Genomic DNA, 16,918 nt, shown 5'->3' with positions numbered 1-16,918 from the left:
TGACCGTGATGGACCTGGCTCCCCTACACAACTATGACGGGAAGGTATATGACATCACACAGACACAGAAAATCAGTACAAAGGGCTGGAAGCATAACATCTATGCTGAATATGGCTATCAGATAAACGAAGACAACGAGTTGAGCGTGGGCTACAACGGTGCCTTGTCGAACAATGGCAAAGGTACGATTGATGTAAACGGAAACTTTCAGGACAGCCACAACGACAAGTTGCAGGACAGCCGGCTGCACAATGTCTTTGCCCGCTATTCTTCCGGCTTCGGACTGGATTTTGGTGTGGATTATACGGACTACACTATGAATGACAAGAATCGTCTGGAAAGTAAACTGACAGACAATACTCGTCAGCTGCTGGACTATACTTCGGACCAAAAGATACGCAAGTTCTCTGTATATGCCGACCAGAGCCACAGTCTTGCCAATGATTGGACTTTGAAATATGGTGTTCGTTATGATTATACCGATAACAAGAACAGCCAGTTGTTCAATCAGGCGGAGGGAAAGGGGAACGTGGATAATTCCTCTTCGCGCCTTTATGAGCAGATTACCAACTTTTATGCCGGGTTCGACAAGGAGTTTGAGAACGGACTTTCCCTTTCTCTCTCGGCAACCGGTGAGTATTACACCATCGGAAACTATCACAAATGGGCGGTCTATCCGCAGGCCAGTCTGAGCTATTCGCTTTCGGAAAAGCATACGTTCATGCTGGGCGTTTCGTCGCAAAAGGATTATCCCACTTATTGGGACATGCAGACCAGTACCACCTATATGAATGCCTACGAAGAGATTCAGACCATCGAGGGACTTCGGCCTGCCAACGTGTACAGTGTGAATGCCAATTATCTCTTTCTTCAGAAGTACATGCTGTCGCTGTTCTATGAGCGGACCAACGATTATTTTACGATGGACATGTATCAGGCGAAGGATCGTCTGGCACTTGTGTACCGCACACAGAACTGGAATTATTACCAGTCTTTCGGAATGAGTGCCAATATTCCGTTCAGCATCGGAAGCTGGCTTTCCTCTCAGGTAAACGCTACGGTTATGAATGACCGTAACCGTTGCGACAATTTCTGGGATATTCCCTTCGACCGGAATAAATGGGCGTGTATGCTGGCCATGCAGAATCATTTCTCGGTAGGTTCCAATGTTGGTTTCGATCTGGATGCAACGTATCGCTCAAGTATGATTTCCGGTATCAGCGATACGAAACCAGTCTTTACGGTCAATGTGGGGGCGCAATGGAACTTCCTGAAGGATAAGGCAACTCTAAGCCTGACGTGTTCTGACTTGTTTGATACCATGCGCATGAAGGTGAGAAACCGCTATGCAGGACAGCACATCGACTTGAATATGGGACAATACAGCCGTACCCTTTCAGTGAAGTTTGTCTATCGTTTTGGCGGCAGCATCAGCAAGGAGAAGAAAGAGGTGGATTCTTCACGCTTCGGAAGATAATGTATTTTGAACTACAGTTTTTGACTAAAATTTATTGTATAAACTTGACTAATGAAAAAACTATTTTTAGCTATAATGCCCAGCCTGATTTTGCTGCCGGCTTACAGCCAGTATGCTGTCAAAGGAAAAATCATGGACTCAGAGAATGCAGTGATGCCGATGGTGAATGTGGCATTTCTGAACCAGGCAGACAGTACCCTTGTCAGCGGAGCGGTATCCGATTCTTGCGGGATATACAGCACATCGATTGCCGGGGGTAACTATCTTATCCGCTATTCTTATCTCGGTTATAAGACACAGTATAAGAATATTCAAATCAGCGCGAATCTAACTTTGCCTGTGGTGCGGATGGAAGTGGCACAGACGGAGCTGGAAGGAGTGGAGGTGACCGCATACAAAAAGCCATTCAAGCTGGACCGGGATGGCCTCATAGCCGATGTGCCGAATACGATTCTTGCCAAAGAAACCACGCTGAATGACCTGCTTTGTAAGCTACCGGGCATACAGCAGCGGGGCAGCGAGATTGAAGTAATCGGGAAGGGAACGCCCACTTATTATCTCAACGGCAGGGAGGTGACAGATCGGACCGAACTGGATAATCTGGCTATCGACCAGATTCAATCCGTCAAGCTGGTTACGAATACAGGCGTACGCTATCATTCGGAGCAGCGCGCGGTGATTGAAATCAAGACCAAACGGCTGGGGGAAGGACTGGCCTTTAATGTCAAGGGGAACCTGTTGCAGGGAACGTATTTCAGTCAGAATTATCAGATGAACGGAAGTTACAACTATAAGAACTGGGATTTCTTTTTCTCCTACAATTATAACCGTGGAAAGAAGGATTCGGATCTTGACATTTACCAGCAGACCCAAAGTGACACTGTCTGGAATCTGACCAATCTGAACCGGAAGCGCATCTTTCAAGAAAGCCATGCCTACACGGGAGGGGTCTCTTATCATTTTTCGCCGGAATCGGAAATCGGGTTGAAATATGAAGGCAAATACAGTCAGGGTAACACCTTCTCGAACGATACCCTTTCCATGATACCGGACAAAGGAGTTTCTACCTTCATCAGGAATCTCAGTGAGGTGGGTGACAAGTCGGTCAGCAACCATCTTAATCTGTATTATACAAACAACTGGGAGAACGGGTGGAGAATGAATGCATATGGTGATTATCTTCATAAGACCGACCGCAGTCAGGGTAATATCCGTGAATGGGAAAGTGACCGTTCGGAAACCTCTATGGACTATTACCGCAAGGCAGACTGGGATTTGTTTGCGGCCAAGTTCTCTTTGTCGTATGAAACGGAGAAGGCGGGAACTTTCAGCCTCGGTTACGATTTCAGCCACACCAGCGGAACCGACTATATAGAATATGTCCGTGCGTTGAATAATGGCCGTACACGTAATACGGAGATGAAGAATTCGGTCTACCTGTCATACGATTATACCTGGAAGAACCTGTCGTTGGGGGCAGGCTTGCGCTACGAACAGATACGGAGTGACCTGAAAGAAACCCATGAGAACAAAAGCCAGGACCAGACTTATCACAATCTACTGCCCTCTGTATCGCTGGGTTATAATACGGAGAAGTTGCAACAGTCTCTTACTTACTCCATTCATACGGAACGTCCGCCGTTTGATGTGATGAACGACAATGCGGTGTACACAGACCGATTTACCTATCAGAAAGGAAATCTTTATCTGAAGCAGGCCTTAACTCACGACCTGAACTATATGCTGTTTTATAAGTTCCTGTTCCTGAATTTGAATTATACCCTTACCCGCAATCCGCTGGTTACGGCTTTCTACAGTATGCCGGGGAACTCGGCGGTGACGGTCAGCTACACGGATAATTTCGATAAAATGCACAATTTGACGGGTATGGTCAATGTGCAATATCCTGTGAAGTGGTGGATGCCTTCCCTCACGCTGACCTGCATGAAGACCTTCTTCCATTATCCCGGCCCGGATGGAATTACCCTGAAAGCGGGACATCCGTTGGTGATGCTGAACTTCAACAACAGTTTCACACTTCCTTCTGGATTCCTGTTGTCTGCCGATTTTAATTATGGGTCCAAAGGATATTATCAGTTGTACGAATCGAAGAGTTATACCTCCTTCAACCTGAGCCTGAAGAAATCGTTCCTGAATGACAGGCTTCAACTTTCGCTGGATGGGTACGACATCTTCAACAAGAACAATACACGTGCTTCAGCCCGTCTGAATGATATTATCATGTACAGTGTCGGAAAGGATGATACGCGGAAAATCGGCTTTACAATTACCTACCGTTTCCGTACTGAACGGACAATGAACAACCAGAGTGCGGCTGAAAGTGAAATGTCGCGATTGAATATGGGTAATCAATAGAAAAGACGAATGAACAGTATCCAACGCTATATGGTTTTGAATTCCTTTTTGCTGGGAGTGATACCGGCAATGGGCCAGCAAAAGGAAGACAAGGAAATCAAACTGAATGAGGAAGCGATAAAGCACATTCAGTTTGACTTCCTTCCAGAGAATATGGAGCATTATAACAAGCCCCTGGAAGCTCCGCTGGAAAAGAAATGGATGGAAGTGGACAATCCATTCGAAAGAGGTATCCCCCGAAGTTTGACAGATACCTTTATGGTGAGGAAACCGAAGGGATATATCCGTATGTGTCCTTATTCTATCTGGACAAAGCGGGGAGAGGACCCTGTATATGATGTAACCATGGAAGGCCGTCCTCCGGAACTCATTATGAATGAGGGTCCGGATCTGAGTAAAAAGATTCAGACAGATTACGGACATACCCTGAGACCTTCTACGGGCAGAATGTACGATATGCTGAATAATTCCACACCCATTGAAGTGGGCAAAATCTTCAAGAAATATATAAGACCAATTTTTAAGAAAGATAAAAAGTGAGTGTATTCCTTATGATTTTTAGTCTATCTCAAATTTTCAATCCGTGAAGTTTCTGGTAAACTATAGTTTCTCAAGGTACATAACCCGTGAGCAAGGAAAGGATATTGACAAGATCTGTTCGCTGAATTTAATTTGTTTAAGTAAAATAGATACTTTCTAATCATCTGTTTTACAATATGTTTTTATATTTGTATTCACTAACATAGCCAACGGTATGAGCATCAGGATTTTTTTAATTACAGTATTATACTGCATTACAGGCAGTGTATATGCTCAGGAAAATATCTCCGGACTGAAGAAAGATAGTCTGAAGACAATGTCGAATGAATATGTAGGGAGTGAAAATCCTATGGTGAACCCATTCGCTGTAAAAGAAGAAATGCCGGAAATAAAGTCAGAAACGGATATTCCTCAAATGGAGATTCAGAAAATAAGGTATCGTCGCCCATTTTATATGCCTTATTACACAAATCCTTCTCCGATGTTCTACGGCGATTACAGCACAAACGGAATGATTGCTCCGAATCTGTACGGCTATGGTTCACAATCTACATTGCCCGGAATTGGAAGAATCAACGAAGCTTCACTGATGTACCGATATGATATAAACGACTTTTGGGAAATTCAGGGAGGAGTGAATGCTACAAAGTATAATTTCCCATTCAGTACAGGTCAGGCTTTCGGTGCGACTGGAGCCCTCATCTACAGACCAACCGACAAACTGAGTATCAGGGTCTTTGGAACATACACTCCCACAAGTGCCTACGGGTTTTACATGAATCGTTACGGAGGGACAATCAGCTATGAGTTCAACGATCATTGGGGAGTGGAAGTGGGCGCTGAAAGAATGTATGATCCCATGAGAAAAAGTTGGGATACTCGCCCTATAGCAATACCTTACTATAAGTTCAATAAGACCAAGATAGGCTTGGATGTGGGAGGTATTCTGTATGAAATAGTAAGAAGCGTTAAATTTAAAAACCAAGGTGGCAATCCTACCATAATGCCGGGACGATAACTTTCCACGCTTTATGTGAAGCCTGAATGTATTTGCTTTTTCTCTGCTAAGTGAAATACTTTTTAATCATTATTTGAACGGACGGTCTTTTGAATTCTAACTTTTATTCTAAAGTCTAAAAATATTGAATAAGATTATAAAACCAATTTTTAAGAAAGATAAAAAGTAAACTTGTATTCTTTTTATTCCAAAATAAACATATAAATTAGACACCGAATCTTACCCATTAAAGGATTACAGATGAATTTGTATAATATGAGACTTAAACTAATCGTTCTGCTGACTTGCTGTATCATGCAGGTGGGCTGTGCATCCCTTTTGGGAGTGCAAAACAGTAAGTTCACTTCCGAAAAGATTGAGATAGGAATGAGTAAGAGTGATTTTCTGGCACTTGTCGGTGACCCTTACGCGAAGGAAATGACAATGGATATGCATAACCGTCCCCTTGAACGGCTGTTGTATCAGGAAAGTCTTTACGACCGGGAATGGTACACTTTGACTACGGCATTTACTTTTCAGGATGGAAAACTGGTGAGTCAGGAGGTGATAAACAAAGAATATGTAGACAGAAAGACTCATTGATAACCTTGACAATACGATGAAGAGCACACTCCTTCTCTTGATGTTATATGTTCCGTTTTTAGTAAACGCCCAATCACGTACTCTCTCAGGAAAGGTTTCTGATAAGGCGACTGCTTTGCCCATTGGAAGAGTGAATGTGATGGTTTATGTAGAAGAGACCAACAAGCTTGTCAAGTTTGGGACAACCGGAGAGGATGGCCGGTTTGCCATCCAATTGGCTGAAAATCTGACCGCTCCCATGTATGTCAGGTTCTCATGCATCGGCTATGAAACCTGTAGGAAGAGACTGGAAGAAGGGAAAGAAATGGAAGTCTTTCTGTCTCCCCAGGATATAGAAATCAAGGAAGTGGTGGTAAAGGCACCGAGGGTCCGCCTGCAGGGAGATACGATAAAGTATGACGTGCAGCTTTATTCAAAGGAGGGAGACCGCGCCATCGGAGATGTCCTGAAAAGGCTTCCCGGTATAAAGACATCGGAAGACGGTAAGATAAGCTACAATGGAGTACCGATTAACCGTTTCTATATAGAGAACAGCAACTTGTTGGGCACCCAGTATGGAATAGCCACGAACAATATCCCTCAGAAGGATGTGGCAAGCGTGGAGGTCATGCAGAACCATCAGCCCATAAAGGTGCTCGAAGGACTTGTCTTTTCCGACCAGGCTGCCATTAACCTGAGATTGAAATCCGGTGCCAGGATGAAATGGATCGGTACCTTGAAGGCGGCAGGAGGTATCGGAGACGGGGAAGGACTGTGGAATGGAGAAGGAACGGCCATGCGTTTCAGCAAAGGGTTTCAAACCTTGAATACCCTGAAATCAAATAATACGGGACAGGATATCTCAAAAGAATTGAACTCCTTTAATCGTAATGAGATAATCAATGCCCCCAATCTATTGAGGGAGTATATTGACCTCACACCACCTTATTCATTGGGTCTGTCAAGAGATCGCGAACTTCAGAACCGGACGCATCAGGTGACATCTCACAATCTGTTTAAGTTGAAGAGCGGTCAGGATATAAAGTTCAGTCTGACCTATCAGAACCATCGTGAGAATACCTTGAAGAAGACCCAAAGCGTTTATTATGATCCGGCCGGCAATGAGCAATGGAGGATGGATGAAGTGGAAGACGGAAATTTTCACAAGAATGTGCTCAATGGGAAGGTCTCTACCGAAATCAACAGGAGCGACTATAACCTTACGGAGAATCTGGATGTGACATTGGACTGGAAAGACCGGGACGTGCGGTTGGGCGGCTATCAGTCTAACAGCCAGAATATGTATGAGGGAGGGAAGAAACTCGCCAACGACCTGTTTCTGATGAAAAGGAATGGGAAGAAGTTCATCAATTTCGCTTCTTACCTTTTGTATCAGGCTCAGCCGCAAAGACTGAGTGTATCCAGGGAGGAATCGGCTGTCATGCAGCATATCCGGCCCTCAGAATTTTTTACAGACAATTCCGTCAGTTGGGGTGCGGTGAGTGGCCTTTTCACTTTTGACTTCAAGTCCAGTCTTGGCGGTATGTTCCGGAAGTTCGAATCGGATTCATACGGCTTGGAAGCAGCGAATGTGGCGGAACGGAACAATATGGAGATGGGATTTGTCAAGGCCGGTTTCAGTCCGGAAATGAAATATCAGGATGAGAAGCTGGTTGCCACCCTGAGTTTTCCCCTCGATTATTACCATTATCGCAGTGAGGCGGACAACAGCACATTGCGCCACGACAAACTTTCATGGCAGACCTCACTCTATGCGGAATATCGATTGAACAGCAGGATAAAGATTCAGGCCAGAGGAGACTACAGGGAGAATCCGGTCAGTCTGTCTGGCTTCTATCCCGGATCCGTGCTGACCACTTACCGTACACTGACGGAAGGACTGACAGATTTCTTTCATACGGTGGATGCGTCTGTGGGTGGCGGAATAGAATACAATATACCGCTGAGCGAGTTCTTTTCCAGCATCAGGTTCCGAAAATCCTGGAACCGTTCACCGTATACCGTGTCTCAGCGGATGCAGGACCAGTATATTCTGTCAGGATATGTGGCTGTTCCGCAGAAAGCAAATACGACGAATCTGGATTTCAGTGTCACCAAGGCTACCGGATGGGCGAAGGCAAAATTTACGCTGGATGGCGGATGGTCACGCAGGGATGCATTTCTGTTCCGAAGCGAAGGGAAGGTGGAGAGCCGTCAGGATAATTTTACCCTGAGTCCGGAAATCGATATGAATGTCCTCTCGTGGATGAACGTCAATTATCGGATGGGATTCTCGCATACCAGGTTTCACATTAGTGACAGTGAGGAGAAAGAGAAAACCTACCAGCTTCAGCAGAAGCTTTCTGTCAGGTTCCTTCCTTCCGAAAAATGGAGCTTTACGGTATGTGGAGAACACTTTGCCAACAAAATAAGCCAGACCGATACCCGGCATTTCTTTTTAGGGGACATACAGGCCACTTATAAGGCGACGAAACGGCTGCACATAGACTTTCATCTGAACAACCTGTTCAACGAAAAGGAATACGCCTATACGACCTTCCTGCCGGATGCCACTAAAATAAGCCGGAGCTATACGATTCGTCCGAGGAATATCATGGTGGGTGTGTACATTTTGTTTTAGCTCCTGAGCTTTTATCTGGTTTTTATGACTTAAATACATTACGCTATATGAAGAAATTGTGGTTGCTTTTGATTCCTTTGGCTTTCTCCCCGTCCTTATGTAAGGGGCAGCAGAAAAAGGTACTTGAACCGGCATTGCTCGAATGTCATTATACACATCTGGTTAAAAGGGATACTCTGACAGAGAACGATATTCACAGAGACAGTATGATTCTTCGGCTGGGCAAGCGGTTCACTTCGTTTGTCAGTTACTATACTTGTCAGGATGATTCCATTGAGGTTCTGCCGGGGCATGCAAGACTGAAATTGCAGCGCTTCCACGCAAGGGTGTCTAATTTGGATTCCATCCGCAGAGCCGGCATCTCTACGACCAGCGAATACCTGTACAAGGACAGGCAAAAGGACTCCTGTTATGTATATGGGAGAGTTGGAGAAATAGGAAGAAAAGAAGCCGTGGTGGTGAAAGAGAAGATACCTGTAATGAAGTGGATGCAGCAGGACTCGGTGAAAATGGTGTGCGGGTATCGGTGCCGGAAGGCGACAACCAGTTTCAGGGGAAGGACGTATGTGGCCTGGTATACTCCGGATCTGCCTTTTCAGGAAGGTCCCTGGAAATTGTGCGGCTTGCCCGGTCTCATACTGGAAGCCTACGACAAGGACCGGCATTATTTCTATTCTGCGGCCGAGATAGTTCTCTCTCCCGGTTATCCGGTCACATTCTATAACTGGTATGAAAAGGAGCATAAGCCGATGGAACGGACGGAATATCTGAACCGTCTATATCAGCAGGAAAGCCAGTATCCGATTGTGTATCAGGGAACGGAACATGGATATGACTTGCAGGAGAAGGATTATAAAAACAATATTGACTTATAACAGAATCTGATGATGAGAACATTATTGACACTTTTTATTTTCATGGGCTGCACCAGTGTGTGGGGGCAGATTGACAGATATATACAGGCACTGGAACCATCCATAATGGAGTGTGAATACGACTGTACGGAACAAACCGATACATTGGGTACGGATGTCACTACCGAAAGAGTGATCTTGCGTATCGGGAAAACAATCAGCCAGTGTTACGGTTACCCCATGTTTTATTATGATTCCTTGTTTTACGACCCCACAGGACGCAAAATATGGGGTGAAATGATGATAGGGAATATCCGGAAAAGGGACTATGCTTCTTTGCCCATACCCAGAATCCTGCATGACTATATTTATAAGAATTATCCGAAAGGTAAGATGACCTCACAGGTAATGCTTGGCACCACTAATGGAATCGTCAATTGTCATATAGAGGAAGAATATGTACCACAGGACTGGGTCCTTCGGGACAGTATCAGAACCATTCAAGGGTATGCCTGTCAACTGGCTACCTGTCACTATCACGGTCGTGATTATGAAGCTTGGTTCACACCGGAAATTGCAGTGAGTGAAGGGCCTTGGAAATTCAACGGGCTGCCGGGGCTTATACTGGAAGTATATGATACCAAAAAGCATTACCAGTTCAAGCTTGTGGGCTTGAGAAAGGAAGCACCGGATGTATGTCTGTTTAAGTTCAGGGACCATGGGGAAAAAATAGACCGTATAAAATATCTAAGGATGGAAGAGAAGGCGGAAAATAGAGGGATAACCGTAAAGCAGAAAGGGAGCGGAAGGGCGATAAGGAAAAATGCCCAGGGTCAGATTATTGCGCATGACTTTATGGAAACTGACTATCATTGAAGCAATGATGGTAGAAAAATGAAACCTACGATTAGGGGCATACTCTCAAAATCTCCCAGCAAGATGTACGACATGCTGAATATTCTGATTAATAAATATTAACTATGAGCTCATAGTGGTTTTCTGCCCAATGGCAGTTTTCAAAGAAAAAACCATTATGAAGAAATTTGTATGTATCCCTAACAATTTGGGTACTTTAGCTTTATTCGCTGTAATAAGTATCCTCTTGGGGTCTTGCCGCAAAGACGAGTATTCCCCCATGTCAGCCACACAGGAAAACAACCGGATCCTGATAACCTGCAATGATGAAACCGGTAAAGATTTGCTGAGCAATAAGGACTTTGCGGCAGCTGTCTCCGCTTTTGGAAACGAATCACAAGCAATGCTTCCCTGCCAGATAAAACAGATAAAAGGGAAATCTTATCTGTTAATTTCGGCTGATTTGCCTAATAGGAAGAATATAAAATTCTCTGCAAACCGGACACAAGGCACTGCTACGACAGAAATTACCTTAAAGATTCACAAGCAGAAAGTTACTTTAAAATGTGTATTTCAATATCGGGATATGAGCAAACCTCCTATGCCGATAGCTAGTCATACTTCAATCACCATCGAAAGTATTACATTAGACCGGAGAACGATAAAACGATCAGGCAAGAATGTGGTGAACGATGGTCTGGTATTGGCTCTTCAGATAGACCCTAAAGGAAATATACACTGATTGATAATGTGCTATTGGGAGGTTCTGTTCCAATGGTTAAAACCGAAGAATATGAAAACAAAACACATCTTTTTTCTTGCTGGAATATTATTTTCACTCATCAGTCTTGGAGAAGTTGCAGGGCAGGAACTCCAGAAACCGATTAAAAACGCCCCGAAATTCCATGTGCTGTTGGACTATCACTATAATCTGGGACTGGCAAACAAGTTGCAATGGAACAGCGGTAGCATGGCGGGACATTCTCTTCACCTGACGGCCCTGTACGATTTTACCTCCAGATTCGCTGCCGGAATCGGTATCGGGGCCGACCGGTATACTCACCCCGGTTTCAATACCATCCCCGTTTATGCCACATTCCGTTATAAGCCTGTTTCAAGTATTCCGAAAGGGTATATCTATACGAATCTTGGGTACGGATGTTTTTCTAATATTGCCATAGATCCCGGTTGGATGTGGGATTTGGGTATCGGCTACACGAAAATGTTCGGCCGACATTTTGGATTGAATTTTCAGATAGGATACAACTTGAAGGAATTTGCCGGTATTCCTTCCTACGATTACAATCTTGATACTGGAAACATAACCTATTTGGGTACAGTAAGCGATTTTCGTCATTCACTTTCTATGGGAATAGGATTGGTTTTCTGAGTATAGGTTGCATATAGAGGAGAATTCCGGCTTGTCAGGCATAGCCAGTCATTTCTTTGTGGCTATGATAACTGTTTTACGTTGGTATGACGAGACGCTGGATATAAAAAAAGAGTATCACTATCTCCTCTAAAAGAGGGAGAGTGACACTCTTTTTCATGTTATGAAGAGTTAAATGGAGACTTATTCAGCGATACAGATACTTACACGGTTTTCTTCCATTGTGCTGAATGGTTGTACCGTATCACCTTTATGATCTACCGTAATGCGCTGACTGTCGATGCCTTTTTCTTTCAGCATGGCAGCCACAGCTTCTGCACGTTCTTTAGAAAGGCGTTCGTTGATTTCTGCATAACCTGTTTGTTTGTCTGCATAACCACAGATGGTCACCTTGCAGTCTGTATGGTTCTTCATGAATTCAGCCAGTTTGTCAATCTTCTGTGCTTCTTCAGTACGTATCTCAGACGAGTTGATCGTAAAGAATACATTTTCGGTCATGCTGACCTTTGCCGGTTTTACTGGAACTGGCTCTTGTACCTGTTTAGGCTCTTCCTTGACAGGAGGTGCCGGTTGCGGAGTCGGGTCGTAGTATACAGGCTCTGTCTTACGTGAAGTCTTGCCGAACTTAATTGTAAATCCGGCCAGTGCATTAAACTGCCAGTCTGCATTGCCTGCCTTCTTTGAGTTGAACTTATCCGACAGCACATTGGCATTCACCTCAATGTTGAAGAACAAATGAGAAGTCAGTCGCAGATTAGTGCCTAATCCGAATCTTCCTACTGGACTGATTTTGTTGTCATTCCATAAATAACGCAGGTCATAGCCTTTTTGGGCCAATGCCACAGCTTCATCGTTGTTGAACGCTCCGTTCAGGCCTACACCTGCAAACAAGTATGCATTGAAGAAACGGTCTGGGTTGTAATGACAGAACAGATTGCTCAAATCCAATGTAGCATCAACATTTCCTTGCAGGTAATTGTACTTGTATAGTTGATTATAGGCAGCCCATCCTCCTTTAGCCTGCCAACCACTTATTCCGACACGCAGTCCCCAGAGCGGTGTAAACTGATAGCCCCCGTAGATGGCAGCTGCCGGAGAGATTAAATCTCCGAATTTTGCTTCACCACGGGTGTGTGCGGCACCGGCTTGTACTTGCATAAACCAGTGAGGAACAAACTCAGTCTTTCCTTCTTCCTTGATTTGACGAGAAGGCTGATTCTCTTGTGAAAAAACTGTAACTGGCATTAAACCAATACACAGCATTGTTAAAACTTTATTCCAATGCATAATATCAATGATTTAAGAGTTAATTACTTTCCGTAATGAGTAAAATAGATGCTTTAAGCAAGGGGCATTTGTCTTTATAATTTGCATTAATCTGATAGGCAAAGTCTCCATCCTCCAAGATAATTCATGGGTTTGAAGCTGATTTTGCTGGACACCGATTGTCTGTCCTTAATGGTAAACTTACATTCTACTTCATTGTCTACTGCGGTTTTAAATTTTATTTTGCTGATTTCGAAGCTTTGCACCGGAAAGAGCTTTAATGCATTTATTACTTTTTCCATTTCCTCATTGGTGAGAGAAACGGGCTCACTCCATATATCTGCTGTGTCGGGTTTGAATAACATCGCGGCAGCTTCGGCATATTGTCCGTTCTGTGCGTACGTCATATAATCGTTTACCAGTTTTTTTACAGCTAAGGTATCTTCTTTTACCAGTCCGTCGGTAAAACTATTTATTTCAGTGGATACAGATTCTTCTGCCTTCTGGTCTTTTTTCCCAGACTGGCATGAAAGTAAACTGAATAAGCAGATTGCAATAGCAACAATATTAAGTCTTTTCATCGTTTTATGTTTAAAAGTAAAAAATAAGGGGCTTTTTCAAGCCCCTTATCTTATTGTCTTAAGAATTCTAGGCATTGGCTTAGTTAGCTTCTGTCTGAGAAATCTTGCATACTACCCATACTTTGATTGTACCCCAATCGTATGTAACATCAAATGGAACCTTGATCTGGAAGTTACCTACTGTTGTACCATTATTCAGGTATGTAAGTGTTCCAAAGTTGTGGTTATTTTGAATATCTGCTGCTGTTGGAGCGGCAAATGTAAATTCTACATTTTTGGTTACATCCTTTAATTTTCTATCAAATACACCTGATGTTCCATTCAAGTCAGTCAAGATATCACCATTCTGTTCGATAGATTCAACGCCATAATACGTATAATAATTGTGAGTACCAGTTACTGCCTTATTGTCGAAGTCATGGTCACGCCAGTCAATGAATGTTAACTTCAAAGCTGCTTTGGCACCACCTGTTGTAGCATCTACAAAGTTCGTTTCATGTGGGTCGCTGATTGTGATCGGACGTAAGAACTTCGCAGAGAATGTATTATTGCTGAGTTCGAATGGTACATAATCACAATTTTCTGCATTGATTTGCATTTGTGCAGTAAATGTTTTCTTACCCTCTGAATCTTCTGTAAATTGTGCATGGTCAGCAGCATTTAAGATATCTCTTGCAAATGAATAATTTGCATTATCATCTTTTCCTTGATATTCCAAAACAGCTTCTGTAGCAGTTTGGTTGATTACAACTACTGGTTGTTTTACAAGCGGATTGCCCACTACATTTGCATACAATGTCTTACCGTCTGCACTGACTGTGATGTCATACATTGTGCCAGAGTTACCCTTAACCGGGGTCATTTTGCTATCCTGTGGATCTACAAATGTGAATTCCTTAGTCAGTTTATCATTCTGGAATGCAGCATAAGCTTCAGCAACGTTTGATACTGTGACGTCATTTCCTACAAATGTATTCAAGATGTCTGATTTGAACTCGTCGTCAGCATCAGCTGATTGTCCTACAGTTTCAACATTGGCATGAATTTCATCGTATCCAGATCCTGGAGTTGCTGAGTTATAAGCATACCAATAATTGCTAATCTTATCAGAATTTGCTAAATCACCCGCAGGTTTTATATTAAGTGGCTCCGGTGCCCAAGTCAATGTTACGTAAATATACTCATAAATACCGGCTTCAACTTCTTTCGCATAACGTACAACTACAGAGATACTTGCATTGTTCTTGAACAATTGATAAGCCTCATTGTTCTTCAATGTCCAAGTAAGAATTTCAGTTTGTTCTGGACCTTGGTCTGTAATAGTTTGTTTAACGATACCTTTCTTGGTAGTAGGCTGAGAGGTTACAAGCGCTCCATCGAACTGAGTAGCATTGTCATTTCCACCTTCCAACTTAAAGTCGTTGTGGAATTCTTCTTTGGAGATACCTGCTGTTTCTTCAAGCTTAGCCAAGATATCTTCTTCGAAGTCATGCCATGCAATTTCCAGTTTAAGTTCATTTTCTGTACAATCTACTGTGTATTTGTCATCGAATGAGAAGGAAACAGGTAAAACAACTTTGCTTTCAGCTGCTTCAGCTACGATTTTGAATTTAATGTAACCCACAGAAGCAATTTTATTGCTGACTTTATCTTTCAAGATTACACGTACCAGCGGTTCACGGTCGATTTCTGCTTGATTTTGTGCAGCTCCAAAGTCTTGGTGCTTACCTTTATCCGGCATTTGAGGTCTCAAAATAGAACCTTGCAATGCAGCGTGTGCACTTTCAGAAGTTTCGTTGCTTCCTTTGTGGTAACCTACCAATTCGTAGCTATATTCAAATCCGTATTTTTCAACAGTGCCTGATTTAGCATTCACATCCCATGCGGTGTGCTCTCCATTTGGGTAGTCAGGATCGCTCATGTCATCATAGTGTGTCTGAATTAATTCAGCTATATCCATTCCTTCATCGTTCCATACAACTTCATAATCGGCTGGATTTGCAATAGCTTCTGCTGCGGTAGTATACAAATGTCTATCCGCACCGGTAGCATCAACATGTGCCAATTTAAGGTCTTCATAATTAACGGCTTTTACAGCGGCATAGTCAGAAGTAATGACAGTGTCTACCTTTTCTTCTGCATTCTTGTAGTTAGCCTGTAAAGCTAATACGGTAACTTTCTTATCATCTTTAATATCTTTAATTGTACCATCTGTCAGTTGAGCATGTACAGTCAAGATACCGTCTTTTGCTTCTTTGCTGGTAACTGTGGCTTTTACTACATCACCTTCAGCTCTTGTATAATTTTTGTCAGCACTAATGAAAGACAATTGTTCAATCTTGTTAATGTCTGCATTAGACGGGTTCATGTGATAGTTAGCTACCAAGCCCGGAGACATTGCAACTTTTCCCCCTTCAGTTGGAGCATCTGTAGAACAATCCTTATCAATATCAACAGCTGCTACTGTTTTTTCCGTGTACTTGTATGTACCTACAGACATTGCTTCAATACCTTCATAATAGAAATCAGGCTGGAATACCAATGACTTCAATCCTGTAGTCAAAGACAAAACTAAAGTGCCTTCATAGCCATCTACACCACTCAACAACAATTCTCCGTTCACCTTATCATATACGGCAGTGATTGTACCGCTTGCCAAATATGAAATTCCCGTGTCTGTCTTCTGGTCGCCTTCTACTTTCCACCAAGTATTGGTTTCTGCATTTGGTTCGTAGTAAGCGCCATCAGCACCTTTTGACGGTTTCCCGGTGTCTGTACCATTGATTACCCAAGTTCCGTTAGGACCAATTTCTACAGTGCATCCTGCCTGGCCACTACCATTAGTAATGGTGAAGTCGCCTTTGCTTGTTTTGATAACGATACCGTTATCGGTAGTTTCAATGCTATTGATGGTGACACCTCCTTCAATGGCTGTTTTTAAGTCAGCCAGTGTCTTTTCAACAGCGTCTACTCGCTGGTTCAGATTATTAATGTCATCATCATAATCTGAACAAGAAGTTACTGCACCCCCAGCGAGAAGTAAACTTCCCAAAACGAGGGCTCCATAGAATCTTTTTTTCATAATTCTTGAAAGTTTAATTAAAAATAAATTTCTTATCTCATTTGGTGTTAAAGGTCCTTTCTTTGTCCTCCCCTTAGCATCGTGATTCAAATTTATCGCATTTAGCTCGTTTCTACTTGTCTAATTGTAGATTATTGCATATATTTATAAAAAGACAAATCATACGATATGAATAGACAAATTTTATAATTTGGATGATTCCTGTGGGTTTTTGTGATAATTTTCTCTTTTTATCCTTTATGAAAAAGAATATTTGTTCTTTTTGTCTAAAAAGTT

The 16,918-nt window shown here is 43.0% G+C and carries 13 protein-coding genes; 10 read left to right on the top strand and 3 right to left on the bottom strand.

The genetic code is table 11. The annotated features are described in order from the left end of the window. The 10 genes from RDP42_RS07035 to RDP42_RS06990 form a co-directional block, all read left to right on the top strand. The coding region (locus RDP42_RS07035; protein WP_308763114.1) for an outer membrane beta-barrel family protein at positions 1-1,478 on the top strand (1,478 nt) is incomplete at its 5' end. A gap of 51 nt (positions 1,479-1,529) precedes the next feature. Next, positions 1,530-3,854: a TonB-dependent receptor family protein gene (locus RDP42_RS07030; protein ID WP_308763113.1), complete on the top strand. Its 2,325-nt coding sequence runs from the start codon at positions 1,530-1,532 to the stop codon at positions 3,852-3,854. Positions 3,855-3,863: 9 nt separating this feature from the next. Further along, positions 3,864-4,394, top strand: coding sequence for a DUF4858 domain-containing protein (locus RDP42_RS07025; RefSeq protein ID WP_303916424.1), 531 nt, complete (start codon positions 3,864-3,866; stop codon positions 4,392-4,394). A 214-nt stretch (positions 4,395-4,608) separates the two neighbouring features. Beyond that, the gene (locus RDP42_RS07020) at positions 4,609-5,412 is read left to right on the top strand and encodes a hypothetical protein (protein ID WP_308763112.1); all 804 of its coding nucleotides are present in this window, start codon (positions 4,609-4,611) and stop codon (positions 5,410-5,412) included. Positions 5,413-5,667: 255 nt separating this feature from the next. Continuing rightward, positions 5,668-5,994 (top strand): hypothetical protein, encoded by a 327-nt coding sequence (locus RDP42_RS07015; protein ID WP_308763111.1) that lies wholly within the window; start codon positions 5,668-5,670, stop codon positions 5,992-5,994. A gap of 16 nt (positions 5,995-6,010) precedes the next feature. Beyond that, on the top strand, positions 6,011-8,614 hold the full coding sequence (locus RDP42_RS07010) for a carboxypeptidase-like regulatory domain-containing protein (protein WP_308763110.1): 2,604 nt from the start codon (positions 6,011-6,013) through the stop codon (positions 8,612-8,614). A 47-nt stretch (positions 8,615-8,661) separates the two neighbouring features. Then, entirely contained in the window at positions 8,662-9,489 is an 828-nt protein-coding gene (locus tag RDP42_RS07005; RefSeq protein ID WP_308763109.1) for a GLPGLI family protein, read from the top strand. A gap of 9 nt (positions 9,490-9,498) precedes the next feature. Next, complete coding sequence (locus RDP42_RS07000; protein ID WP_308763108.1) at positions 9,499-10,344, top strand: GLPGLI family protein; 846 nt, start codon at positions 9,499-9,501, stop codon at positions 10,342-10,344. A gap of 157 nt (positions 10,345-10,501) precedes the next feature. After that, a complete protein-coding gene (locus RDP42_RS06995; protein ID WP_308763107.1) occupies positions 10,502-11,065 on the top strand; it encodes a hypothetical protein in 564 nt (187 codons plus the stop codon). A gap of 51 nt (positions 11,066-11,116) precedes the next feature. Further along, the gene (locus RDP42_RS06990) at positions 11,117-11,713 is read left to right on the top strand and encodes a hypothetical protein (protein ID WP_308763106.1); all 597 of its coding nucleotides are present in this window, start codon (positions 11,117-11,119) and stop codon (positions 11,711-11,713) included. A 183-nt stretch (positions 11,714-11,896) separates the two neighbouring features. Here RDP42_RS06990 and RDP42_RS06985 read toward each other — a convergent pair whose 3' ends face one another. The 3 genes from RDP42_RS06985 to RDP42_RS06975 form a co-directional block, all read right to left on the bottom strand. Next, a complete protein-coding gene (locus tag RDP42_RS06985; RefSeq protein WP_374046935.1) occupies positions 11,897-13,000 on the bottom strand; it encodes an OmpA family protein in 1,104 nt (367 codons plus the stop codon). An 86-nt stretch (positions 13,001-13,086) separates the two neighbouring features. Continuing rightward, positions 13,087-13,560 (bottom strand): hypothetical protein, encoded by a 474-nt coding sequence (locus tag RDP42_RS06980; RefSeq protein WP_308763105.1) that lies wholly within the window; start codon positions 13,558-13,560, stop codon positions 13,087-13,089. Between the two features lie 79 nt (positions 13,561-13,639). Then, complete coding sequence (locus tag RDP42_RS06975; RefSeq protein ID WP_308763104.1) at positions 13,640-16,732, bottom strand: hypothetical protein; 3,093 nt, start codon at positions 16,730-16,732, stop codon at positions 13,640-13,642. Positions 16,733-16,918: the final 186 nt, after the last annotated feature.

Source organism: uncultured Bacteroides sp., assembly GCF_902472605.1.
In the GTDB taxonomy this organism is placed as follows: domain Bacteria; phylum Bacteroidota; class Bacteroidia; order Bacteroidales; family Bacteroidaceae; genus Phocaeicola.
This window is presented reverse-complemented; position numbering and strand designations above follow the sequence as displayed.

Coding starts and splice junctions, on each gene's coding strand:
- RDP42_RS07000 (WP_308763108.1), top strand. CDS start 9,499: ATGATGAGAACATTATTGACACTTTTTATTTTCATGGGCTGCACCAGT.
- RDP42_RS07030 (WP_308763113.1), top strand. CDS start 1,530: ATGAAAAAACTATTTTTAGCTATAATGCCCAGCCTGATTTTGCTGCCG.
- RDP42_RS06995 (WP_308763107.1), top strand. CDS start 10,502: ATGAAGAAATTTGTATGTATCCCTAACAATTTGGGTACTTTAGCTTTA.
- RDP42_RS07010 (WP_308763110.1), top strand. CDS start 6,011: ATGAAGAGCACACTCCTTCTCTTGATGTTATATGTTCCGTTTTTAGTA.
- RDP42_RS06980 (WP_308763105.1), bottom strand. CDS start 13,560: ATGAAAAGACTTAATATTGTTGCTATTGCAATCTGCTTATTCAGTTTA.
- RDP42_RS06990 (WP_308763106.1), top strand. CDS start 11,117: ATGAAAACAAAACACATCTTTTTTCTTGCTGGAATATTATTTTCACTC.
- RDP42_RS07015 (WP_308763111.1), top strand. CDS start 5,668: ATGAGACTTAAACTAATCGTTCTGCTGACTTGCTGTATCATGCAGGTG.
- RDP42_RS07025 (WP_303916424.1), top strand. CDS start 3,864: ATGAACAGTATCCAACGCTATATGGTTTTGAATTCCTTTTTGCTGGGA.
- RDP42_RS07005 (WP_308763109.1), top strand. CDS start 8,662: ATGAAGAAATTGTGGTTGCTTTTGATTCCTTTGGCTTTCTCCCCGTCC.
- RDP42_RS06985 (WP_374046935.1), bottom strand. CDS start 13,000: ATGCATTGGAATAAAGTTTTAACAATGCTGTGTATTGGTTTAATGCCA.
- RDP42_RS07020 (WP_308763112.1), top strand. CDS start 4,609: ATGAGCATCAGGATTTTTTTAATTACAGTATTATACTGCATTACAGGC.